The organism is Bradyrhizobium sp. 33ap4 (genome assembly GCF_032654765.1).
GTDB classification, from domain to species: domain Bacteria; phylum Pseudomonadota; class Alphaproteobacteria; order Rhizobiales; family Xanthobacteraceae; genus Bradyrhizobium; species Bradyrhizobium australafricanum.
Genome location: NZ_JAUMTJ010000091.1, coordinates 1 through 23,637, shown reverse-complemented (window position 1 = coordinate 23,637; position 23,637 = coordinate 1). Strand labels below are relative to the sequence as shown.

Genomic DNA, 23,637 nt, shown 5'->3' with positions numbered 1-23,637 from the left:
ACCGCCCGGAATTACCGGGCCGTCGTCACTCTCGCTGCCATCGTCCTATGGCTGCGATAAGTGTCCACACCACCTAGGCCTCGATAGCTTTCCTGAAGCCGGTCAAGGGCGCCGTCGTGGCGCTGCAATGGGCGCTCAGGATGCATGGCTTCGGCGCGCACCCGCCCAACGAACTCCAGGCGTGAGGCGGAAGGTGCCTCAACAGAACGACGTCGGAGAAGCGGGCGCGAGCGCCAGCAATTTCATCCGCGGCATCATAGCGTCTGACGTCGAGACCGGCCGCACGCGTGTCGTGGTCACGCGCTTTCCACCCGAGCCGAACGGCTTCCTCCACCTGGGACACGCGAAGTCGATCGTGCTGAATTACGAGCTTGCGAAGGAATTCGGCGGCCGCTGCAATTTGCGCCTCGACGATACGAATCCGGCAAAGAAGAGGGTGGAGTACATCGACGCGATCAAGCGCGACGTCCAGTGGCTCGGATTCGATTGGGCGCAGGGCCTCCACTTCGCCTCCGACTACTTCGAGCAGCTCTACGCGTGGGCCTGCCATCTCGTTCACATCGGCAAGGCCTACGTGGACGACCAGTCCGCGCGCGATATCAGAGAGGGCAGGGGGACATTGACGAGCCCTGGCCGGAACAGCCCGTTCCGCGACCGCAGCGTGAAGGAAAATGCTGAGTTGTTCGCGCGGATGCGCGCCGGAGAGTTCAGGAACGGCGAGCGCGTGCTCCGCGCGAAAATCGACATGGCGTCAGCGAACCTCAACCTCCGCGACCCCATCATCTACCGTATTCTCAACGCCAGCCATCCGCGCACCGGCACGGCCTGGCACATCTACCCGAGCTATGACTTCGCACACGGCCAGTGCGACGCCATCGAAGGGGTGAGCCACTCGCTGTGCACCCTCGAGTTCGAGGATCACCGACCCCTTTACGACCGGTTCCTCGACAACCTCCCGGTGCCATCGCGACCCCGACAGTATGAGTTCGCTCGCCTGGGTATTACGCATACCGTCCTCTCAAAACGCGCGCTGACGGAGCTAGTGCGCGACGGCCACGTGGCGGGCTGGGATGACCCGAGGATGCCGACGCTTGCAGGCCTGCGCCGACGCGGCGTGCCTCCCGAGGCGGTGCGTCGGTTCATACGCCGCGTCGGAGTTTCGAAGGCCAACAGTACGGTCGACGACGGTGTCCTGGACGCAGCGATCCGAGATGTCCTTAATGAGCGGGCTCCCCGACGACTGGCGGTGTTCAAGCCGCTCAAGGTGACAATCGAGAACTACGATGCGGGCCGGATAGAGGAGTTCAACGCGCCAAACCACCCGGCGGACCCGGCCTTCGGGACAAGAGTCGTTCGGTTCTCCCGCGAGGTGTACATCGAGCAAGACGACTTCCACGAGGCGCCACCACACGGTTTCCGGCGCCTCGCGCCGGGCCGCGAGGTGAGGCTTCGCTACGCCTACCTCGTCACTTGCCATGATGTCGTGAAGGACGCAGCAGGCCGTGTGGTCGAGCTACGCTGCACCTACGCCCCCGACAGCAGGGCTAGCGCCGGCGGGCGAAAAGTCGGGGCGACAATCCACTGGGTAAGCGCTGTGGATGCGTTGCCAGCAGAGGTCAGGCTATACGGCCGGCTCTTCTCAGCAGCAAGGCCGAGCCCGACGGACCTCGCAGCCGACCTCGACCCACATTCCATGCATACGCTACGCGGCTGCCTCGTCGAGCGCGCAACCGCCTCCGATCCCCACGGCGAGGCGTTGCAGTTCGAGCGCCAAGGCTATTTCAGCCACGACGATGATTCCCGCCCCGAACGGCTGGTCTTCAATCGAACCGCCTCGTTGCGCGAGAGCCCGGGAAAGCCACAGCACTCCCGGAGCAACTCCTTGCTACCCACGCAGCGCCGTACTGTCTGAGGCCACTCCCTCGAGTGGTGCATCTCGCGGAATCGTCCCATTCGGGGCCAGTCGGCTCCGGACAGTCATCCCGTGCGCGCTGCGACGCGCACGGGATGATGGGCAAGGACTATGACGACGACTTCAGCAAATCCGTGTCGAACGGCAGCCTGCGCAAGCGCTTCCCGGTGGCGGCGAAGATCGCATTGTTTACCGCAGCACTGACAATGGCCGTCGGAGCTTCACCAATGCCACCTGGAGCCTCTGCGTTCTTGATCAAGTGCGTCTCCACCACCGGCACCTCGTCGATACGCATCGACAGATAGCTGTCGAAATTGCTCTGCTCGACGCGTCCATCCTTGAAAGTGATTGACCCATGGAGCGCAGCGGTCAGCCCGAAAAGCGTTCCACCCTCAACCTGTGCTTCGATCGTATCCGGATTGACGTACATGCCGCAATCAACCGCACAGACGATCCGCTTGACCTTGACAGAGCCATCGGCCGTCACTTCGACCTCGGCGACCTGCGACAGGTAGCTTCCGAATGCGAATTGTACCGAAATCCCGCGGCCATGCCGTGCGGGAAGTGGTGATCCCCACCTTGATTGTTCCGCGGCAAGGGACAGAACAGCAAGCGCTCGCGGATTGTGACCCAGCAATCCCTTGCGATAAGCGACAGGATCCTGCTTTGCGGCATGCGCGAGCTCATCCATGAAGCTTTCGACCACAAAAACATTGTGAGTTGGTCCGACGCCGCGCCAGAAAGCCGTCCGGACACCAGGGGGCTCGACCCGGACATAGTCGACGTGGATATTGGGCAGCGCATATGGCGGCTTGGCCGCCGCTTCTACGGCATCGAGATCCAATCCGTCCTTGAACCAATAGGGAATATAGCGAGCGGCGATTGAGGAGCCGGCGATCCGATGCGTCCAGGCAACCGGCTCGCCGACCAGCATCAAGTCCGGCCGACAGTCGATCGAAGTAGTACGGCCGATACATATCGTGCTGGATGTCTTCCTCGCGGCTCCAGATCACCTTCACCGGGCCATCGACGTGCTTGGCGATCTTGACGGCCAGCACCGTGCCATGGGCCTCCAGCCTTCGGCCGAAGCCACCGCCAATCAGATGATTGTGAATTTTGATCGCATCCCTTGGCAGACCGGTGAGTTCGACCACCAGGCGTGAGCGACGTCGCCTGCGTCCCGACCCAAACATCGCAACGATCCTTCTGCAGATGAACGGTGCAGTTCATCGGCTCCATGGCCGCATGGGCCAGGAAAGGCACCTGATAGACGGCTTCGAGCCGTTGCGCCGCGTGTGCAAGAGCCTTCCCTGCATCGCCATCGTTACGGGCAACCGCGCCCGGTTTTTTGGATTCCTCCTCCAGTTGCTTGACGATATCGGCGTTGTTAACCTTGCCATTCGGCCCATCGTCCCACGTGATGGCGGCAGCCTCGAGGCCCTCTTCGCCGCACCCATGTGATCCGCCACGACGGCAACCGCTTCATCGATATTGACCACCTGCCGGACGCCCTTCACTGCCAGCGCAGCCCTCTCGTCCACCGTTTTCGCCTTGCCGCCGAGCACAGGCGAAATAGCAACCGCGGCGACCTTCATTCCCGGCAATAGCGTATCGATGCCGTAGAGCGCGCGCCCATCGACCTTTATCGATGAATCCACGCGCTTGGCACGCGTGCCGATCAGTGTGAAAGCCTTCGGATCCTTCAATTTGACGTTTGCTGCAGGCGGCACAGGCAATTTCGCCGCAGCCTTCGCAAGTTCGCCGTAGCTCAGATGCTTCGATCCGGACGCATTGAACACGACGCCGTTCTTGGCATGGCAAGTGGCTGGATCGACACCCCACCGCTTGGCAGCTGCCGCAATCAGCATGTTGCGACCGACGGCGCCTGCCTGACGCAGGGGCGTCCAGAAGGCACGTACAGAGGAGGAAGCACCTGTAGTTTGAATGTGCAGGAACGAGTTGGCGTAAAGCGCATCATTTGGCGGCGCATGCTGAACCTGAATCTGGTCGAGCTCCACTTCCAGTTCTTCAGCCAGAAGCATCGAGAGGGCCGTGTAAACCCCTTGTCCCATCTCGGCCATCGGCATGATCAGGGTCACGGCGCCGGTTGGATTGATCCGTATAAGTCCATTCGGCGCGAAAGTACCCGCGACCTCGTTTTCGACTACCTGCGAAGCAGGCGCCGCGAAGACAGACTCCGTGCTTGCGCCGGTCAGCGCAAAACCAAGCAGCAAACCTGTGCCCTGAAGAAAGGCGCGCCGCGACATCGCTGTTTCATCGGCAATCTGCTCTCTCATAATAAGCCCATCCATGATCTCAAACTCCCGCAGCGTGCTTGATCGCAGCGCGGATCCGCTGATAGGTGCCGCATCGGCAGACATTGCCTGACATGGCGGCGTCGATGTCGTCATCGCTCGGCTTCGGCGTGTCCTTCAGCAGCGCCGCCGCCGACATGATCTGGCCGGACTGGCAGTAGCTGCATTGCACCACCTCCAGCTCCAGCCAGCCTTCTGCAAGGCCGCGCCCTGCGGCGTCTGGCCGATCGCCTCGATCGTGGTGACCGCGCTGTCGCCGACGCTATCGACCGTGGTGATGCAGGACCGCGTCGCCGCACCGTCGACATGCACGGTGCAGGCGCCGCACAGCGCCTTGCCGCAACCGAACTTGGTCCCGGTCATGCCGAGCACGTCGCGCAGCACCCACAGCAGCGGGGTGTCGCCGTCGACATCGACCTCATGGGTGTGCCGTTAATCTTCAACATGAAAGCCATGACGGCCTCTCAGTGGCTGCGGCTGATAGGATGCAGTCGGCCGACCTGGACAGCGCCGGCCGGCCGCGTGCATCGATGGGCGCGTGTCGCTCACGGACGAACGCGGATGATTGTCTTCCCGTTGCGTCGCTCGGTCGGGTTGAAGGCGGCGACAGCGTCGTCGAGGGTCGAGACGATGCCGATGTTCGTCCGCAGTCGTCCGTCCCGCACCCGCTGGACGATCTCACTCAATTGGGCACGATCGGACTCGACAACGAAGTCGACCGCCAGGCCGTCGGGGGGCCGCGCCTCGGTCGGCCCGACGATGGACACCAACGTTCCTCCGGTTCGAATTAGGCCTGCGGACCACTTCTGGATGTCGCCGCCGATGACATCGAACACCAGATCGACTCCGCCGACGTCTTCCAGCGCGTCGTTGTCGAGGTCGACGAACTCCTGCGCGCCGAAGTCGAGCGCCTTCTGACGGTCGGCGGCGCGTCCGGTGCCGATGACGTAAGCGCCGGCCTCTCGTGCAAGTTGCGTCACCATCGACCCGACTGCGCCGGCCGCGCCGTGCGCGAGGACGCTCTGCCCCGCCTGAAGACGGCCGTGCTCGAACAGTCCCTGCCACGCGGTTAGGCCTGAGATCGGCAGGCTCGCGCCCACCGTGAAGTCGACGTCGCCCGGCAGCGGCGCGAGGTTGCGTGCCTCGATGGCTACATACTCCGCCAGGGTGCCGTCGCGATACCAGTCGGCGAGGCCGAACACCCGCTGACCTACCGACAGTCCCGTCGTGCCGTAGCCGAGAGAGGTGACCACTCCGGCCAGCTCGTGGCCGGGGATCGACGGTGTTCGGTCACAGTCGCGGCGATCGGTCCAGGTCGGGGGCCACGTTAGCTCAGTCGGTACGAATCCCGACGCATGAACCTGAACGACGACGTCATTTATCGCTGCCTGCGGCTCGGGCCGCTCCGCCAGCTTCATCCCGGCCGTTCCCGCGGCCTGGTCCATCACAACGATCGCCTTCATGTGAATTGTCTCCTTGGTTATTTGTCTCTTTGGTGGAAATGTCGCAGTGACAGGCGCATGTCGCCTCACGGACGAACGCGGATGATCGTCTTCCCGCTGATCCGCTTGGTCAGATTGAAAGCGGCGACGGCATCGTCGAGGGTCGCGATGTTGCCGATGTTCGTCCGCAGTCGTCCGTCCCGCACCCGCTTGACGATCTCACTCAGTTGGGCGCGATCGGACACGAGAACAAAGTCGATCGTCAGGCCATCGGCCGGCCGCGCCTCGGTTGGCCCGGCGATGGTCACCAGTGTTCCTCCGGCTCGAATCAAGCCTGTGGACCGCTTCCCGATGTCGCCGCCGATGACATCGAACACCAGATCGACGCCGCCGACGTCTTCCAGCGCGTCGTTGTTGAGGTCGACGAACTCCTGCGCGCCGAAATCGAGCGCCTTCTGGCGGTCGGGGGCGCGTCCGGTGCCGATGACGTAAGCGCCGGCCTCTCGTGCGAGCTGCGTCACCATCGAACCGACTGCGCCGGCCGCGCCGTGTACGAGGACGCTCTGCCCCGCCTGAAGATGGCCATGCTGGAACAGCCCTTGCCATGCGGTCAGGCCCGGCATCGCCACGCTGGCGCCCACCGTGAAGTCGACGTCGCTCGGCAGTGGCGCGAGGTTGCGTGCCTCGATGGCCACATATTCCGCCAGGGTGCCGCCGCGATATGAGTCCGAGAGGCCGAATACCCGCTGTCCGACCGACAGCCCCGTCGTGCCGTAGCCGAGAGCGGTGACCACTCCGGCCAGCTCCTGCCCAGGGATCGACGGTGTTCGGTCACGGTCGAGGCGATCCGTCCAGGTCGAGGGCCACGTCAGCTCACCCGAGGTGAATCCCGACGCATGAACCTGAACGACCACGTCGTTTATCGCTGCCTGCGGCTCGGGCCGCTCCGCCAGCTTCATCCCGGACGTTCCCGCAGCCTGGTCCGTTACCACGATTGCTTTCATGGGAATTGTCTCCTCAGAGATTTATTGGTTCGGGGTAAATTGCAGGCGTGGAAGGTCTTTTCGATCTCTCACGCAGCTGGTTATCGGCTCGACGCCTTCCGCGACGACCTTGATGTCGAATTGCTGTGTGATGTCGGCGAGACCGCTGCTCGCATTCCTCGGAGCCATCGCGCGGCGAACCCAGCATTTTTGTGAACTTCAACCGCGCGACGGTGGCGGGCGCTTCAAAGTGAGAAGCTCCGCCACATCGTGCAGATCATCCGCCGATGAGATGGCAACTGTCAGCCATTTTCCGTCGATGTATGTTTTGGCTTCGTCATAGAGCTTGACCAAGTGCGGACGCCAGACATAACGCCGCTCCTCAAACTTCTCTCGTTCAGCTCCACCCATGACGACCACGGCCGAAAACAGCCGGTATTCCGGCACCAAGGTGCAGAACGCCCTGGTCTTCTTGTAGCGCAAGGACCAACCGCGGTTTCTGCCACCGTAGAGCCAGTCCGGCGCGAAAACTCCAGGGTAGAATTCGACGATCCAGTTCCGCAGCTCGGTCCAATACCCGAACGCCTTTGGTCCGATCCACTCGCGGACGGCACCGTCATCGGGCGGTGCTGATTTGTCGGTGATCCTGTCGCCGATTTTGGGAAGCGTCACGCCATCGGCGGCTGTTACTCTCGTTCCGATAGGTAAAATCATCAAAAGACCTCGTGTTCATAGTCCGGCGGAGGCCGGAGGATTATGATGCGGGCGTGCCAAGCGCTTGCGGCGCGCCCTTAGGGAGCTCCTGGTACGACGCTCTCCGGAGCATGGGGGTATGCCTCGCGATACGGTTTACCGGTGCCTGAGAGCACTGCAGGGCAGCCATCGACGCCTCGAAGCTCTCCCATGACAGTCAGATCGAGAGCGGCGAGCGCTTTCTCCCTCGCCAATGGAGCTTGCTCTCGGTCGAGGAACGCGGTGGCCTCTAGAGCGATAAATTGCTGGGTCTTCAGCCCAATGGAACTAAGTGCCAGCGACAGATATGGCGTGAGGAAGTCCGGCTGGTTGGCTCGGTCGCCGGTAAAGACGCCGCCAGAGGCGACGCCGATGAACACCGGACGATCCCGGAGCATTCCCACCTTTCCGGCGGGCGTCGACATCATCGTGCGACCGACGCGCAGGATTTGATCGATCCACGCTTTGAGGACCGAGGGAATAGCGAAGTTGTGCATGGGCGTTCCGATGACAACAACATCGGCCGCTTCGACTTCCCGGATAAGCGCTTCGGAAATATCCAGAGAACCCTTCGGCGGGGCGGCTAACGTGGCGGGCGACGCCAACGCGGCGGCATAGTTAGCCACGGTGTGGGGCAAGGGTTCGAACCCTAAATCACGCCGGGTAATGCTCGCCCCGGGCGCAACCTCGAGAAGCTTTTCGGCGATCGCGGCCGAAAGCTCACGGCTATGCGATTCTCGACGCGGACTGCTATCAATATAGAGAATGTGCATGTGATCGATCCCAATGGCTTCGAGAAGTTGCGACGGGACAAAGCTCAGATCGAGCCGGCTGGCGTTACGGCGGGAAAGTCCTTCTCGGGATCGAACACGTTGTTGAAAAAATTCGTCAGGGAGTACATAGCCACCAGCGTGACGATCTCCATGACGTTCGCATCCGTGTAGCCTGCATTGCGAACGGCTTTCAGATCGGCGTCACTGACCTTGCCGCGGGTCTCGATGACTTTGCGCGCAAACTGGACGGCGGCGTCCCGCTTCGGGTCGCTGGCATGGCCCTTCCGAGCGAGAATGATTTCATCGGCCGACAGCTTGGCCATATGCTCGGCCGTAAAGCTGTGAACCGTCAGGCAATAGTTGCAGCCATTCACTTCGGAGACAGCGAGGCCGATGCTGTCACGCGTTTTCACGTCGAGCACCTTGCTCAAGGAGCCGAGCAGGGCGGCCCACGCGTTGAACGCGATCGGGCTCTGCGCGAAGGTCGCCATCATATTTGGGGTGAACCCGATGTTCTTGGTGATCGCATCGAGAGTCGGTTTGCTATCGGCCGGCGCTTGTTCCGGCTTTAGAGGTGCGCTTCTTGGCATCGTAGTCTTCCGTAAGTTACGCTTTACTAATAGTCATACGAGATCCAGCACGTCGGCGACCGGACGGCGCGGCTTCTGCGCCCAGTTTCCCGGACGCTCCGGCCCCACGGACAACAGCATGACCGGCACTTCGTCCTCGGCCAATCCGAACTCGCGGTGCACCGCTTCGGCGTCGAAACCGATCATCGGCGTCGAACCCAGGCCCAGCGAGCGGGCCGCATAGATCATCGCCGCCGCGCCGAACGTGCCGGTGTGTACTGCCTCGTCGCGCTGGCGCTGCGGGTATTCCATGTACAGATTGCGTGCGGGGATTTCCCATTCCGGCACCATCTTTGCCGGCATGATGCCCGCTTCCACCAGCGGTGCCAGACGCTCTGGTACAACGCTGGAATCGGCCAACACACCGCAGACGATGAAGGTAACGGCTGCTTCGGTGATCGCGGGCTGATCCCAAGCGAGCGGACGCAACCGAGCCTTGGCTTCAGGCGTGCGTACGGCGATGAAGCGCCAGTTCTGCAGGTGGAAGGACGTCGGCGCGGTGGTGCCGATTCTCACCAGCTCGCGGATTTGTTCGTCGCTCAAGGTGGCGGCAGGGTCGAAGTACTTGGTGGCGCTGCGGCTCGAGATGCATTCGATGACGGCGTTGGTCATGGTGATTCCGTCGGTCATGGTGATTCCTATTGGTGAAGGGATGGGTTGAGGTACGAGAGTGCTTTCGCTCTCTCTGTTGAAAATGCTGCGGCGATGGGTCCGTTCGACATCTAATGCCAGGAGCCACGGGTAGTTTTCCGAAAGCGAAGACAGAACAGTGTGACCTTCCAGAACTGCTCGGTGTACGGCGGCGGCTTGACCAGTGACACATCAGCGTCCACCACGTTCGCGGTCGGACCGGCTGGAGTCGCTTCGCTCATCTACTCGAGCGCCGCCACGGTAGCCGCGACCAGGGAGACCGCAACAGCTGGGCCGGCGGTCTTCGGCGATTTCATGGGGGCTCCTTTGTTGCCCGCGCGCAGCACGGTGGCTCGGCGCAATGTGTTCATTCAATGTCGAGGCGGCCGTGTGTTCGGCCGACCCAGCGGACCTCAGTATCGGACGCAGCCGGCAAAATTAGAAATTCCGTTTGGACATGCATTCGATAAGCGTGGGTATCGTTGCCTAAAAGCGCTGTGCGCGTGCGCCCCGTCGGTCTGCGGTCAGGCATCGAGAGCCGCGCCGTACTCGGGCCGGACGGCGTAGGAAGACTTGAAGGCGAGCTTCGCGATCACCATTATCGCGTCGCAGCGCTTCGAGGACGCTATGCGCCAATCGCGATCCGTACCCCAGGCCAGACAACTCTTGCGGCACCTTCGTGTGAAGCTCGGACGCCTGCACACATTGATCGGCAGTATCGTTGTTTAGCGTGCGAAGGGATGGCGTCTTGCTGACGCCTCGCGCAACCAGCCGCTACTTCAAGGTAGCAAGATAGGCGACGAGGTCCGTCCGGTCCGTCGGGTTCTTCAGCCCTGCGTAGGGCATCCTGTTTCCGGGAACCACCTGCTGTGGCGATTCCAGATACGCATTGAGGATCTTCGTATCCCAGACAATTTCGGACTTCTTCATCGCGTTACTATAGCTGAAGCCGGGAACCGTACCCGCTTTCCTGCCGATGATTTCCCCCAGGCCCGGCCCGGAGCGACCGGCATGATCTGTCGCATGGCAAGCTGCGCAAGCTTTGAAGATGGTTTTTCCGTGCTCGGCGTCCTGTGCGTAGCCGGGATCGGTGGTTGCTCCCGCAAGTACGAGCACCGCGATAAACGCGCCAATCTTTCCCGCACTTTTCATAGGGAACGTCCTTTTTAGGTCGGGATCAGAGGTGGTGCGGCCGCGCGACATAATCGTTGAGGTCGTCGCCGAGTCGAAGCGCGAGAGCCCCTAGCGGGCCTGTCGGGTTGTAGCCTGCATTGAAGGGGTAGACGGATGCACCGACGACAAACAGGTTTTGCGCATCCCAGTGCTGCAGGTGAGGGGAGACGACGCTCGTCTCAGGATCGCTTCCCATAATCGTGCCACCAGTGACATGGGTGGTCTGATACACGCGACTATCGTATGGCCCCTTGCGGGGGGCTGTCGGCGGTGCGATGTCGGCACCGGTCGCTTTGGCGATCTCGTCGATCTTTTTCGACAGATATACCGACATCTTGCGCTCGTTCTCGCGAACGTCGAACGTCATGCGCAAGAGCGGTTGCCCATAGGCGTCGACATAGGTCGGGTCGAGGTCGACATAATTCTCCCGATGCGGATACCAGCTGCCATGGGCAGTTATGCTGAAATTATGTGCGTACCAATCGGCGTTGGCTTTTTTCCACTCCGCGCCCCATTTCGGCGTGCCGGGCGGCACAGCCCGGCTCGTAATCGGCCGTCCGTTCGTCACGTTGGCGTAGATGTAGCCGCCTCCGAAGAAGCCAAGACCGCTGTGGTCGAAATTGTCCCCGTTGAACTCGTCGATCACGGTCTGTGACGCACCGGACGCCAGGAACGGGTTGATCCAGCGGTCCTTCAAGAAGACACGCGTGCCGAACATCGTCTGGTGGCAGAAATTCTTGCCGACCAGCCCGTGACCAGTCTTGGGATTGTAAGGCGTCCCGATCCCCGCCATCAGCAGAAACTTGGTATTCGACATCGTGAAGGAAGAAAGTACGACGACGTCCGCTGGCTGTTCGTACTCCTCGCCGGTTACGCGATCGATGTAGCGAACGCCTCTCACGCGTTTTGCCTTGCGATCATAAAGAATATCGAGAACATGCGTTTCCAGACGCAATTCGAAGCTCTCGCGCTTTCTCAGCATCGGATAGAGTAGAACTTCGGGGCTGGCCTTTGCATTGGCTTCGCAGATGAAGCGCTCGCAATGGCCGCAGAACTGGCACTGACCAAGCTGCATACCATCGGGATTGGTGTAGGCCACCGGCGAATTCGCCGCCGGCATGGGAAAAGGTTTGTAGCCTAGCTTCTTGGTTGCCTCGCTGAAGATCACGCCCGCTTCGGTGATAGGCAGAGGGTTTTGCGGAAACTCGTTCTGCCGTGGTGCCTCGAACGGATTTCCGCCCTCCTGCACCTTGCCACGCAGATTTCCTGCCTTGCCGGCAATGCCGAACAGTTTTTCGAACCGATCGTGATAGGGCTCCATCTCGGCATAGGTGACGCCCCAATCCTGGATCGCCATTTCAGCGGGAATAGCCTTCTTTCCATACCGGTTCTCAAGGTGGGTGCGCAAAACGGGGTCGGATTCGCTCCAGCGCCAGGTCTGCCCGTTCCAGTGATTGGCCGCACCGCCCATTCCCTCGCCGGGCTTGAAGGCCTGGAGACGCCGTATCGGCAGCGCCGTTTCGCCGCCATCATGGCGAAGCGTGTAGGTCTGGACGGACCAATCCTGAAAGAGATCACCATGCACGTCCCAGCGCAGTTCGTCGCGCTGAGATGGCAGGCTTGTTGCGGCGGTATGGGTGCGGTCGATTCCCCGTTCAAGGACGACGACATCGACGCCCTTGGCCGTCAGCTGGCGAGCAGCCAGCGCCGCCGTGAATCCTCCGCCAACAAAAACGACGGTGCGATGTTTCAAGCGTGTAGGCATGATTGTTTCCCTTAGGCGAAGTCGGCGATGGATTTCGGATCGGCGGCACCCGGGAAAGGCTTGCCACGGAAATCGACCATGTCCTGGGAATGAACCGCGGGGAGACCTGGATAGCCGATCGCCTTCCAAAACACCTTGCCGACATTGCCGCCGTAAACGGGATCGGCGAAACAAGCTTGCTCAAACAGCGGATAGACGAGTTCGTTGAACCACGAGGCGAGCTGGACGCGCTCGTCTGTCACCTTGCCGTTGGCAATTTCATGGAGAAATCGGTCGGCACCACTTTCATCTAATTCACTAAAGGCCTTGCCATTGAGTTTCTGGCAGGCCGCATCTGCGGCAGCGAGGCCCGCCTTGAAAAACTGCTCGGGTGTGAGCGGCAATTGATAGCCCAGTTCAGGTTTACCCTCTCGCCAGGGGCCGCGCATATAGACGCGCGCGCCCTTACCGAAACCGCCTGCCAGTTGTCGGTCGATGTAGGCTGAAAGCCCGCAATCGACGCCGCCGGGTGTCAGCGCATCCGCAGGACACATTACGTTGACCATCACCTCGACGAAGCGGGCTTCGTCCGGGCCGAATGACAGATAGCCGGGCACTGGCGACGGTAACTTGGCAGCGATAGTACTCGCGGAAGCATCCACGGATTGGGAGGAGGCCGGTTCGGATGCTTCCGCGAGCGCCGTGGTTGTCGCCGCGGTTCCTATCAGGACACCCGGAGCCAGCGAAGCGGCGCCCGTGGCAGCGGCAACGCCGAGAAAGCCTCGACGATTCGGATGGAAGGTTTTGTCGCTTTGGTCATTGGTCATCGGAGTTGCAGTCCACTTTTTTGTCGCGGCATAGTCGCGTGATCATCCATGTGCGAGGCGTCCCTCTGTGCGGCGGAAGCGTGGGTCGCCTCATGCGAAGCTCAGTCTGCCTGACGCACGTTCGAGGTCGGGCCGGTCGGAGCCGCTGCGCTGATCTACGCGAGCGCCGCCAAAGTGGTGGCGAGCAGCGAGACGGCAACAGCCAGGCCAACAGTCGTCGGTTACTTCATGGAGGCTCCTTTACCGCCCACGCGTGGCACGGTGACTCGCCGCAATGCTTTCGATTAGTGGAGGCGACCGCGTGTGCTCGGCCGGCCCAGCAGACCCGAAGATCGGACGCAGCCGACGAAATTAGAAATTATCTTTGGTCATGCATTCGATAGACGGAGGTATCCTCATCCAGAAGCGTTGTGCGCGCGTGCGTCCCGTCCGTCTTCGATCAGCATCGAGGAGCGCGCCATACTCGAGGTGTCGGGCGGCGTAGGAAGACATTAAGGGGCACTTCGCGATCACCCTTTTTCCATCGCATCGCAACGCTTCGAAAAAGCCTTGTGCCAGCCGCGATCCGTGCCCTTTGCCGGACAGCTCTTGCGGCACCTCCGTGTGGAGCAGGGCGCGGCGGCTTTTAGTAGGCGACTGCGAGCGCGCCGTCGCCGAAGGGCATTTCAAGCCGGTTCATTGCCGGATTGTCCAGGATACCGCCGCAGCAAGCGGGCGAGCCGTGTGTCAGGACGAACGGCGACGGATGCGCGGTTCTTCGCGCATGCCGCTCATTGCTTCCACGGCGTTGATAATCAAATTGAGGATTACTTGCTGTAGCTGCACCTGATCTTCTTGGACAGTCGGCGAGCGCGCTGCGAAGTGCGTCAGCATTGATACGCCGTTTTTCGCTACCTCGTCACGCGTCTGTTTGAGCACGTCGCGGATCGCTCAATTGATCTCCACGCGCTCCTTCCTCGGTGGTGCCTCCATGAAGGGGCCGCAGCCCGCGGACCCGGTAGATCACGTCACTGGCTCGATAAGCGTCCCTCACGATGCAATCGAGCGCTTGTCGTATCTCGTCTAGGTCCGGCGGCCGGTGATCCAGAAGGTGCCGAGCGGCCCGAGCGTTAGCGACTATCGTCGCGATGCGCTGCGTCGCTTCGGCAATATTGTCTGACGCGGCGCCCACATGTCCAGTGTCGATCATAGCGTTCTCCTTTGGATGTTCGGAGCGGAACACAAGACCGCGAAGGTCTGGTCCGATGGCTGACCATCCAACAAATGATCTAGCCATTCTTGGAGGGATTTGATCCGGACCGGAGGCCCTTGCTTTTTTACTTGGAACTCTGGCCTACGGCGCGCCGTCAGGCTCGCTGTTCCATAGCCAAAAGCAGTACCGTCAGCTGCCCCTGCGGAGATTGCGAGGGTACTCCGCGCGGTATACCTTGATGCCGCTTCGAGGATGATATTTTAGGTGTCCGTGGTGTCTTGAGGACCTGCGGCGCCGTGTGCCGCGATAGCGCGTTTTGCCACGGGCAGAAGATAGACGGCGCGCCATTGCTATAAGCCTGTCCATCGTGAACCAGGTGCGGTGATGGGACTCCTGTCTGCAAGCTCGCTCGACACTTTCGCTGGGCACGTCGAACACGTTTGTTCGGTTGCTCAGGGGGCGGCGCCTCCGCCGGGGGTGGAAGCAGTATCAAGCTCCTGGCAAAGATCAGTAAAAAAATACGGACTTGATCCAGTCGATAGCACGGCGCCGCGCATCCTTACGCCGGCTGAATTGAAGCATTTTCGCGAACCGCTGGATAAGCTCACCGTTAGTGCCCAAGAGGAGATAGATGAATTATATAGGGTGGTTCGTGAAGCTGGTTATGCCATCTTGTTCTGTGATAGCTCGGGAATCGTAGTCGCCCATCGCGGTGAAGATATGCGGGCAAGCGAGTTCAAATATTGGGGAACTTGGCTTGGGGGAGTGTGGTCCGAGGAGTTGGAGGGTACAAACGGCATCGGCACCTGCATTATAGAAGAGCGGCCAGTCACGGTCCACAGAAGCCAGCATTTTAGGTCCAGACACATTAACCTGAGCTGCTCTGGTGCGCCGATCTTCGGGGTTGATGGGCGATTGATGGCAGTGTTGGACGTCTCTGCCGTCGATCCTGAACTCTCGGAACGAGCGCACGCGCTCACTGGTGCGCTCACACTGCGATCGGCATGCGCGATAGAAGAGCGATTTTTTCGTGAGCACTTCCGTCGAGAGTGGATCGTCGCCATAGCGCCGCCGGAGAGAGGCGCTCAAGGCATGTTGCTGGCGATTGACGGCAACCAACGTATCATGGGCGCAAATCGGTTCGCGCGCACGTCCCTTATGCTCGATGATCGTGGACTCCGGGCAGGTACCAGCTTGTGGTCGATCTTCGAGCGAAACGTCGACATTTTCCGGCACCGGGACCGGACCGATTTCTCTGTGCGGTTACCGATCGCCGGCAGCAATGATAGTCGGCCCGCGCTTGTCACTCCACCCGATCGCCCTGTGACTGCCTCAAACAATCCAACGAGCCATGACCTGCACACGCGGCCGCGCCTGGGCTCGATTGATGTTTCGACCCTGCCGCCAGCACCGCAAGCATGGGGCGGATTGTCGCCGGGCGCAATGCGTCGGGTGCGGGAGTACGTGGAAGTGCATTTGGGCGAAACTATCGATCTCTCGATGCTGGCTGGAGTTGCCGGACTATCAGTGCATCATTTTGCACGACAGTTTAAGCAATCCGCCGGGGTGACGCCGCATGTCTACCTCACGCAAAAGCGCGTTGAGCGCGCCCAAGAGATGTTGGTTCGGACGGATCTTCCGTTAGCAGAAATTGCGTTCGCTGTTGGCTTTTTCGACCAGGGTCATCTAGCACGTCATTTCCGTCATTTGCTCGGTGAGACCCCTCGAGAGTTTCGGTGGTCGCAGCGCTAGAAGCAAAGAGCGTTTGCATCGCCGAAGATTTCGCTGAGGAGCAGGTCTGCCGTATGTCCCACCACGCCGACCGAAGATGCGATCGAGGAATCCGATTCAGCCTGACGCCGGCCTTCACTCCGCGAGAGCGACGCCGCGGCCGCGCGCGACCGCGGCGAGATACGCTGGACGGACCTGCAGCCCGAGCTCCTCGAGCAGCCATGGGATCTTTGAGACCTCGAGTTGTTCAGGTGGTGCATCACGATGATCACGGCTCTGCGTTCGCTGTCGGCCGTGGCGACGTCGCGGGCTCACAGGAGGCGTTCTGCGGTCCTGCGGCGGAGCGTCTTCAGGTCGTTCGCGAGCACGCGAATGCCCTCGGACAGCTTCTCGGTCGCCATCGCGTCCTCGTTCATGATCCACCGGAAGGTTGTTTCGTCCATCGGACCCGCGGGGTCCAGGTGCTTAATGTCGACGGCGTCTTCGCTCACGAACCAGTGGCAGATCCCGTCTTCCGCCGTGCGAAGGGAGCGTGGCTCCACGGCGGTCGGCGCCAAGACCCGCTTGAGCTCGCCCCCTCGGACGCAAGCGCGTCCATGAGGGCTGGCGCGATCGCCAGCCGATCGCATCCGGCCAGCGCCTCGATCTGGCCGGTGTTGCGAAATGACGCCCCCATGACGATCGTCTCGATGCCGTTCGACTTGTGGTATCCGTAGATGTCCCGCACGGACCGGACCCCTGGATCCTCGGCGGGGTCGAAGTCCTTTCCACCAGACTTCTTGTGCCAGTCATAGATGCGGCCCACGAACGGCGAGATCAGGAAGGTGCCAGCTTCGGCGCTGGCAATCGCCTGCGGCCGGTTCAACAGCAACGTCATGTTGCACTTGACACCCTCGCTTTGGAGGATCTCCGCAGCGCGTATTCCCTCCCACGTCGATGCGAGCTTGATCAACAGGCGCTCGGGTCCGACGCCGCGCTGCTTGTAGGCGTCGATAATCTGGCGCGCCCTCGCGACCAACGCTCCGATATTGAACGACAGGTTGGCGTCCACCTCGGTGGACACAAAGCTTGGCACGAGTCGCAAGAGCTCCACTCCGACGGAGACTGCGAGCCGGTCGGCAGTCGCGGCGGCGACGCGTGCAGCGTCGCCGCTCCGTTTTCGTCCCCATGTCAGCGCTTCTTCGACAACATTTCTGTACTCGGGATTGTCGATAGGTTTCAGGACGATCGTTGGATTCGTCGTGCAGTCTGCCGGCTTGAGACGCGCCACCGCACCAAGATCGCCCGTGTCGGCGACCACCGTTGTCATTGCGCGTAGTTGATCCAGCTTCGACGCCAAGGCCGTTTCCTCTCCAGTCGGCTCAAGCCGTGCATGCACCATGCCCGCGAAACCGGTTTCCTGTCGTCGGTTCGCGCTTTTTTATGCCTCGCGCGTGGCCAGGGTCGTCGGGTTTTCTTTCGTCAGACGGGCTTTCCCGATTGCTCCTCTTCGAACGTCACCGCTACCGCCGCGTTTGCCGAGAGGCGAACCCTTTTCCCCTCGACGTCGGCGATCAGCCCGAGGTCGATGAAATGCGCGTGGCCCTTGTGCTGGCCCTCGCCGCTGTCGCCCTTGGCGAGCCTGATGCGACCATTGGCGACACCGTCGACAGTGCCGACGTGAACACCGTCCGCGCCGATCACTTCCATGTTCTGGACGATATTGTTCGTGGTCATCTCATCTCTCCTTGTGATTTCGTCAACTGTGGCGAAGCGAAGCGTGCTCCGCCAGCCAGAGACCCGCGAATTGCCAACGCGTGTGCGCCGGCGAAAAATTCCGGTAGCTCGCGCGGACGTGGCCCGGCGGTGTGACGCACGAACCGTCTCGCAGCACGAACCGGCCGGACATGAATCTTGCGGTTGTACTCGCCGACCGCTCCCTCGACCGCGCGGAAGCGCGGGTATTGGCGATGGTGCGTCGCAATCCTCGTTTCTCGAAGCGAAGTAAGGCTGTGTCCGCCGCCATCCACACGTTCCCGCGCCGCCCTCAGGCGGCGCTTCTGCGCGGAAGCTTCCACTGCGGGCGGACGAAGTGGCAGGTGTAGCCATTCGGGTAGCGTTCCAGGTAGTCCTGGTGCTCGGGCTCGGCCTCCCAGAAGTCGCCAGCGGGCGAAACCTCCGTCACCACCTTGCCCGGCCACAGCCCTGAGGCCTCGACGTCGGCGATGGTGTCCTCAGCGACGCGGCGTTGTTCCTCGCTCGTGTAGAAAATCGCCGACCTGTAGCTCGCGCCTCGGTCGTTTCCCTGCCGGTTCGGCGTCGTCGGGTCGTGGATCTGGAAGAAGAACTCCAGCAGGTCGCGGAAGCTCGTCTGACTCGGGTCGAACGTGATCTCGATCGCTTCTGCGTGCGTGCCGTGGTTGCTGTACGTGGCGTTCTTGACGTTGCCGCCCGAGTACCCGACCCGCGTTGAGACGACACCGGGCAGGCGTCGCACCAGTTGCTGCATTCCCCAAAAGCAACCCCCTGCCAGGATTGCGCGTTCTGTAGTCGCTGCCATCGTCAGGCCTCCTGCTTTGCGAAGAGCTTTGCGTACGCGCCGTAACCCTCGCGCTCCAATTGGTCGCGGTGGATGAATCTCAAGGAGGCCGAGTTCATGCAGTACCTCAACCCGCCCTTGTCGCGCGGCCCATCCGGGAAAACGTGGCCAAGGTGGCTGTCGCCGTGCTTGGAGCGAACCTCCGTCCGTGCCATGCCGTGCGAGCTGTCAACGTTCTCGACGACGTTTGCAGCCTCCAGGGGCCGCGTGAAACTCGGCCATCCCGTCCCGCTGACGAACTTGTCGAAGGATGCGAAGAGCGGCTCGCCGGAAACTACGTCGACGTAGAGGCCAGGCTCCTTGTTGTCCCAGTATTCGTTGGCGAAGGGGCGCTCGGTCCCGGCGGTCTGCGTGACGCGGTACTGCTCGGGAGTCAACTTCGAGACGGCTTCGGGGGTTTTCCTGTAGATCGCCATTCGCCGTACTCCTTTTTGTTCAGCATTGAAGATAGGCACCGGGTGGTCGACCGTCCAATCACCTCCGGCTATCGAAACGATGCCATGCGGATCGACACCCGGAGGTGTTTCAATCTGCCGGGACCGATTTATGGCCCAGGCGACGGGTCTGACAACTGCGGGAACAGGACTTTGAATCGGCGCTCGCCCGACTATTCCTAAAGATAATTCGTCAATGACTTCCATTCCAAAGTTGAATTTTAGTTTCCCGGAACGCACGGTCACCATGCAAAAAACATACGCGGACAGATGCCGCGAGGGGCGCCATTGGGGAGAACTGGAATGGACGACGAAGTTTCGAAGGGGCGCCCGGCCAGTACGCCGATCGAATCCTCCGCGGAGACCTTGAGCGGCTTTCGCGCGCTGGACATCCGAACCGACCGGCTGCTTTCATCATGGCTGCGAGAAGCGGGCGTTCCTGACGGCGCCCTGAAGGCGAACGAACCTGCCCCCGATTTCCTTCTCCCCGAGGCAAATGGAAAGCTCGTTTCATCTTTGGGATTGCGACAAACTGCACCGTTGATCGTCACCTTTGTTTACGGGACCTGGTCCCCATTGTGCGCAGCTGCACTACTCGCTCTTCACGGGGCCACCCCTAGTATCCGCGCTGCCGACGCCAGAGCAATTGTCATAACGCCCGAGACTGGAGGCTTGCCACGCAGGTTCAAACGCGATCACCGACTGGATCTGGAAATCCTCTCGGACCTAGATCTTGGGGTGAGCCTTTCGTTTGGCCTGGTGTCCGTGGTGCCGGCGGAAATAAAGAGCCGCCTCTTGCGGCGCGGCCTTGATCTCTCCGCTCCCTATGGCTTCTCATTTTGGATGTTGCCAATGCCGGCCACCTATGTCCTCGACCAACGAGGGATCATCCGTCGAGCGTGTGTCGGGCCGGGCTCCATCACGGGATCGACGACCGAAACCGTGCTTGCTGCACTGTCCGAATTAGATGGACCTAAGCCTCGCCCTTAGGGCCTGACCGGACATGAGATGAGTCGATTCAAGAGGCTACGCGTGGCGACTGCAACTGCGTTATGCCCGCGACAAGCTCGAGCATGAGCAGGCGGGACCGGGACTCGTGATTTGGATCAAGGAGCCTGCACCTTGTGCGTCAGCTTTGCGAACATTGTCCTTGTTCGAGGCAGGGGCAGATGCGCGGCGGAGTTTGTCCAGCGCACTTGTCCAGTCGCGAATACGAGCAACCTTGATAAAGGCGTCAAGCGCCGGCGAATGCTGCCTCCCCGCCACGGCCAAAAGCTGCACCTCGCGCCGAACGGGGTCGCCCTCAATTGGAATAGCGGTGAGCGACGGCAGCCTGGGGGCGTGCTCCGGCGCCAGGATGGCTCCAAAACCGGCGGATGCCATTTGCTGAAGATGCCTTTCCTGTGCGCTCCTGTGCACAACTTTAGGACCTGGATGGTCGGCAAAACAAGCCTGCTTGAATCGGCCTGCGACGTCGCATCCGACCCGTTCGAGAAATACCGCCTCATGCAAGTCTTGGAGCGGGACAACGGGTTGCCTCGCCATCGGATGTTTCCGAGACAGGACGAGCACGTACCGCTCCTCGAAGAGCGGCCAGCGGTCGATACGCTCAGGTAGCTCCACGGCGTCACCTACGAGTGCGGCATTGATCCCGCCATCCAAAAGCATTGCAACGAGCCCGTCGGCATCCGCCTCGCGCAGATCGACTCGAAGGTCAGGGATGATCCTGGCGAGTTCCAGTAGCAATTCCGTGATGAGTGCGGCGGAGACTGACGGCACCAACCCGATCTTGAGTGGGGCGATTGTCTTCTTTTGATAGCCTCGCGCCTGAAGCCGTACCGCCTCCGCGGCGGCAAGCATTTTCTCCAGCGTGGGCAAAATCATCTTGCCCAGTTCCGTGAGTTGGGTGAGGTGACGTTCACGGTGAATCAACGCGCCACCGAGTTCTTGCTCAAGCTTTTGTACTGCCTTTGTCAGCGCCGGCTGCGTCACATTGCATTGCTCCGCAGCCCGCGTAAAATTGAGTGTCCTTGCTAGGGCTAAGAAATATCGCACCTGATAAAGCTGCATGCTCATACTCGAAAGATTCGCCGTGGTTCGGATCGTTCCAGTTCGTTGCCATGGTGGGCAGGGGCGATGGTCAAGCGGTTTGTTTCGGAGCTTCCACGGAAACGGATATTTTGCGCTGCCTCGGAATTGTCGACCCCGTCTCGCGGAAGTGTTCTCAGCGACGCTGTTTGCTCATTTAGAATCTCCTAAGGTCTCAGTTCTGGACGGTTGGAATGAGGGCCGCGGCGAGCGCGGCATGCTCACGCTAGTCAAGGAGACGCCAACTTCCGTCTAGGCCGCTGGTCATGGCGAGCAGATGCGCACCGTCCCTAGCCATATAACAGTACAAAGATTTGCAGTTCTGAGTGTACCATCGAGCGATGATTGCGGTTCCCATCGACTGCGTTGTCCTGTCGCAAGTCTAGGACACCAGCTCAATCTGAGGGTCCGAAACACATGTCCGATAGTCCAAATCTTGCATTGCCTCGATCCGATCTCGATGTGCTGATGGCAACCTTGGATGTCGACGTCATTGGGCTCATCGAGTGTTTGGTCAGTCCAGGTTGGCGCCTGTCATTCGGGAGCGCGGACGCGCCCTCCATCCACTACAATCTTTCCGGGACCGGACGGATGGTCGTGGGTGGTTTCTCCGCATTTCCTCTGGTACCTCACACCCTTGTCATCACACCGGCCAAGAAGCCGTTTCACATCGAGGTCGATGACCGCACAGCGGCCAAGACAGTGAATGTGGTCGAAGCGCAATGGGATCCGCGCTTCGGCGAGCGTGTCCAGCGATTCGTAGCCGGGGACGTCGACCCGATGGTCGTGCTGATCTGCGGGTACTTTCGCGCCACCTACGGCTCGTCGATCGACCTCTTTGCAGGCCTTTCCACGCCGATTGTCGAGCGCTTCGAACCCGGCGATGAACTAGGGTCAAAGTTGCAGGATGCGTTGGCAGAAATCAGCGGCCGGCAGGTTGGAATGCAGGCGATGACGACCGCCATCCTAAAGCAGGTCCTCGTCACGCTCGTCCGCCGGAGTCTGAATTCGACCAGCGTTTGGCTCGAACGCTTTTCTATCCTGAGCGACCGTCAAATCGCCCTGGCATTCGCCGATATGGTGGCGCGACCATCGGCCGATCACTCTGTCATGACCTTGGCGCATAAGGCTGGCTTGAGCCGATCCGCATTCATGGCGCGCTTCGTGCGCGCAATCGGATGTTCGCCAATGGTCGCGCTCCGGCAAATGCGGATGAAGCGTGCAGCCGATATGCTCGCCGCGAGGACATTTTCAGTTGAGCAGATCGCGCGTGCGGTCGGTTATCGAAGTTACAGCAGCTTTCTCCGTGCCTTTCGCCAAGTGCATGGATACGCCCCGGCAGAATCTGAGGGGGAAGAGCGCTCCGCGCCGCCGGCTCTTCCCCGGTCAGCGCGGCGACGAGTCGGGCGCAGCTGAGGACGAAGTCCGGGACACATGACATTGGTGCGCCGGTCGGTGCTTAGCCGATGACGTGCTGTTATCGATTGCATGATCAAGAAACATGATCGCCGCGGCGCGACGCGCCCTAATCTTCGAGGCAGTCCAGTGGCCACCAGTGGCTGAGACGATCGGCGTCAGTGACGGCCGGCATCGTCACCAACCGAATAATCGTTTGCGCTCTTCAGAAGGAGGATCAAATGCCGCGTATTGCCATTCCGAAACGCGAGGACGCCCCCGCGGAGTCCAAGCCGATCCTCGACAACGTTGACAAGATGCTGGGCTTCGTGCCCAACCTGCACCGCCTCATGTCGATCAGCCCTAACGCGCTCTCCGGCTGGGCTACACTGATGGGATCGCTCGCGAAGACCCTGGACGTCAAGACGAGAGACGGGATCTCGCTGGCGGTGTCGGAGGCGGACGGGTGCGACTACTGCCTGGCCGCGCACAGCTTCATCGCGGGCAACCTGGCCAAAATCCCGGCGGACGAAATCGGGCTGAACAGGGAGGGCCGCTCGAGCGATCCCAAGCGCCAGGCTGCGGTCGCCTTCGCGAAGGCGCTCATCGAGACGCGCGGCAAAGTTTCCGACGCCCAGTTTGCGGCGGTCAGGGATGCTGGGTGGACAGACGCCAACATCGTCGAGATGATTGCGCTGACTGCCCAGTTCCTGTTGACCAATTTCATGAACAATGCGGTGCAGACCCCGATCGATTTTCCCAAGGTCAGTCCCGCGAAGGCAGGCTAACGCGAGGTACCTTCCTTTGGAGAGGGGAGGGCTGGTGAATCCGATGTCTTGACGGTCCCGCGGCCTGGTGTCAAGCGCATCTACCAGCCGCCCGAGGCCTCGGACGGCATGAGGGGTGCTCGTCGACCGCATCTGGCCGCGCGGGCTCACGAAGGAGCATGCCAGCGTTGACGTGTGGAGGGACATCGCCCCGAGCGCGCTCCTCAGAGTCTGACTCATAAATCACCCAACCTTAGCTGCAGCCGCGAGTCTGCGGGTCAGGAGCCTGATG

The 23,637-nt window shown here is 61.1% G+C and carries 20 protein-coding genes and 4 pseudogenes; 6 read left to right on the top strand and 18 right to left on the bottom strand.

From position 1 onward, the window contains the following. Window positions 1-181: 181 nt before the first annotated feature. Window positions 182-1,912, top strand: a complete 1,731-nt coding sequence (locus Q2M23_RS40440) for a glutamine--tRNA ligase/YqeY domain fusion protein (protein WP_316399041.1) — start codon at window positions 182-184, stop codon at window positions 1,910-1,912. A gap of 109 nt (window positions 1,913-2,021) precedes the next feature. Here Q2M23_RS40440 and Q2M23_RS44260 read toward each other — a convergent pair. From Q2M23_RS44260 to Q2M23_RS40360, 13 genes and pseudogenes are all read right to left on the bottom strand, one after another. Then, window positions 2,022-4,224, bottom strand: a pseudogene (locus tag Q2M23_RS44260) (molybdopterin cofactor-binding domain-containing protein). 4 nt (window positions 4,225-4,228) lie between these two features. Beyond that, a pseudogene (locus tag Q2M23_RS40415) lies at window positions 4,229-4,682 on the bottom strand ((2Fe-2S)-binding protein). 90 nt (window positions 4,683-4,772) lie between these two features. Continuing rightward, window positions 4,773-5,690: an NADP-dependent oxidoreductase gene (locus tag Q2M23_RS40410; protein ID WP_316399039.1), complete on the bottom strand. Its 918-nt coding sequence runs from the start codon at window positions 5,688-5,690 to the stop codon at window positions 4,773-4,775. Between the two features lie 65 nt (window positions 5,691-5,755). Further along, window positions 5,756-6,673, bottom strand: coding sequence for an NADP-dependent oxidoreductase (locus Q2M23_RS40405; protein WP_316399038.1), 918 nt, complete (start codon window positions 6,671-6,673; stop codon window positions 5,756-5,758). 198 nt (window positions 6,674-6,871) lie between these two features. Further along, window positions 6,872-7,366 carry a DUF3788 domain-containing protein gene (locus Q2M23_RS40400; protein ID WP_316399037.1) on the bottom strand — a complete coding sequence of 165 codons (495 nt, stop codon included), beginning with the start codon at window positions 7,364-7,366 and terminating at the stop codon, window positions 6,872-6,874. Between the two features lie 77 nt (window positions 7,367-7,443). Next, complete coding sequence (locus tag Q2M23_RS40395) at window positions 7,444-8,157, bottom strand: FMN-dependent NADH-azoreductase (protein WP_316399036.1); 714 nt, start codon at window positions 8,155-8,157, stop codon at window positions 7,444-7,446. Window positions 8,158-8,201: 44 nt separating this feature from the next. After that, window positions 8,202-8,747, bottom strand: coding sequence for a peroxidase-related enzyme (locus Q2M23_RS40390; protein WP_316399035.1), 546 nt, complete (start codon window positions 8,745-8,747; stop codon window positions 8,202-8,204). A gap of 33 nt (window positions 8,748-8,780) precedes the next feature. Next, a complete protein-coding gene (locus Q2M23_RS40385) occupies window positions 8,781-9,416 on the bottom strand; it encodes a nitroreductase family protein (RefSeq protein WP_316399034.1) in 636 nt (211 codons plus the stop codon). Between the two features lie 774 nt (window positions 9,417-10,190). Beyond that, complete coding sequence (locus tag Q2M23_RS40380; protein WP_316399033.1) at window positions 10,191-10,568, bottom strand: cytochrome c family protein; 378 nt, start codon at window positions 10,566-10,568, stop codon at window positions 10,191-10,193. Between the two features lie 25 nt (window positions 10,569-10,593). Next, window positions 10,594-12,354: a GMC family oxidoreductase gene (locus Q2M23_RS40375; RefSeq protein ID WP_316399032.1), complete on the bottom strand. Its 1,761-nt coding sequence runs from the start codon at window positions 12,352-12,354 to the stop codon at window positions 10,594-10,596. Between the two features lie 11 nt (window positions 12,355-12,365). After that, window positions 12,366-13,160, bottom strand: a complete 795-nt coding sequence (locus Q2M23_RS40370; protein WP_316399031.1) for a gluconate 2-dehydrogenase subunit 3 family protein — start codon at window positions 13,158-13,160, stop codon at window positions 12,366-12,368. Window positions 13,161-13,511: 351 nt separating this feature from the next. Further along, the gene (locus tag Q2M23_RS40365; RefSeq protein WP_410469827.1) at window positions 13,512-13,829 is read right to left on the bottom strand and encodes a GNAT family N-acetyltransferase; all 318 of its coding nucleotides are present in this window, start codon (window positions 13,827-13,829) and stop codon (window positions 13,512-13,514) included. 57 nt (window positions 13,830-13,886) lie between these two features. After that, on the bottom strand, window positions 13,887-14,078 hold the full coding sequence (locus Q2M23_RS40360; protein ID WP_316399029.1) for a hypothetical protein: 192 nt from the start codon (window positions 14,076-14,078) through the stop codon (window positions 13,887-13,889). Between the two features lie 658 nt (window positions 14,079-14,736). Here Q2M23_RS40360 and Q2M23_RS40355 point away from each other — a divergent pair. Further along, window positions 14,737-16,104, top strand: coding sequence for a helix-turn-helix domain-containing protein (locus Q2M23_RS40355; protein ID WP_316399028.1), 1,368 nt, complete (start codon window positions 14,737-14,739; stop codon window positions 16,102-16,104). A 290-nt stretch (window positions 16,105-16,394) separates the two neighbouring features. Here Q2M23_RS40355 and Q2M23_RS40345 read toward each other — a convergent pair. The 4 genes and pseudogenes from Q2M23_RS40345 to msrB all read right to left on the bottom strand — a co-directional run bounded on the left by Q2M23_RS40345 (window position 16,395) and on the right by msrB (window position 19,077). Continuing rightward, window positions 16,395-17,422 (bottom strand): annotated as a pseudogene (locus Q2M23_RS40345) (transaldolase). Between the two features lie 122 nt (window positions 17,423-17,544). Beyond that, complete coding sequence (locus tag Q2M23_RS40340) at window positions 17,545-17,799, bottom strand: DUF2171 domain-containing protein (RefSeq protein WP_316399027.1); 255 nt, start codon at window positions 17,797-17,799, stop codon at window positions 17,545-17,547. A 310-nt stretch (window positions 17,800-18,109) separates the two neighbouring features. Beyond that, on the bottom strand, window positions 18,110-18,622 hold the full coding sequence (msrA, locus tag Q2M23_RS40330; protein WP_316399026.1) for a peptide-methionine (S)-S-oxide reductase MsrA: 513 nt from the start codon (window positions 18,620-18,622) through the stop codon (window positions 18,110-18,112). A 2-nt stretch (window positions 18,623-18,624) separates the two neighbouring features. After that, window positions 18,625-19,077 carry a peptide-methionine (R)-S-oxide reductase MsrB gene (msrB, locus tag Q2M23_RS40325; RefSeq protein WP_316399025.1) on the bottom strand — a complete coding sequence of 151 codons (453 nt, stop codon included), beginning with the start codon at window positions 19,075-19,077 and terminating at the stop codon, window positions 18,625-18,627. A gap of 321 nt (window positions 19,078-19,398) precedes the next feature. On the opposite strand from msrB, the gene Q2M23_RS40320 reads away from it, so the two are divergent. Continuing rightward, complete coding sequence (locus Q2M23_RS40320; RefSeq protein ID WP_316399024.1) at window positions 19,399-20,085, top strand: redoxin domain-containing protein; 687 nt, start codon at window positions 19,399-19,401, stop codon at window positions 20,083-20,085. Window positions 20,086-20,145: 60 nt separating this feature from the next. On the opposite strand, the gene Q2M23_RS40315 is transcribed toward Q2M23_RS40320, so the two are convergent. After that, window positions 20,146-21,165 carry a LysR family transcriptional regulator gene (locus tag Q2M23_RS40315; RefSeq protein ID WP_316399023.1) on the bottom strand — a complete coding sequence of 340 codons (1,020 nt, stop codon included), beginning with the start codon at window positions 21,163-21,165 and terminating at the stop codon, window positions 20,146-20,148. 435 nt (window positions 21,166-21,600) lie between these two features. Here Q2M23_RS40315 and Q2M23_RS40310 point away from each other — a divergent pair, with 435 nt between their 5' ends. From Q2M23_RS40310 to Q2M23_RS44255, 3 genes and pseudogenes are all read left to right on the top strand, one after another. Next, window positions 21,601-22,599, top strand: a complete 999-nt coding sequence (locus tag Q2M23_RS40310; protein ID WP_316399022.1) for a helix-turn-helix domain-containing protein — start codon at window positions 21,601-21,603, stop codon at window positions 22,597-22,599. A gap of 221 nt (window positions 22,600-22,820) precedes the next feature. Further along, window positions 22,821-23,366 carry a carboxymuconolactone decarboxylase family protein gene (locus tag Q2M23_RS40305; RefSeq protein WP_316399021.1) on the top strand — a complete coding sequence of 182 codons (546 nt, stop codon included), beginning with the start codon at window positions 22,821-22,823 and terminating at the stop codon, window positions 23,364-23,366. Window positions 23,367-23,474: 108 nt separating this feature from the next. Next, window positions 23,475-23,574: pseudogene (locus Q2M23_RS44255) on the top strand (hypothetical protein); the annotation flags it as partial. Window positions 23,575-23,637: the final 63 nt, after the last annotated feature.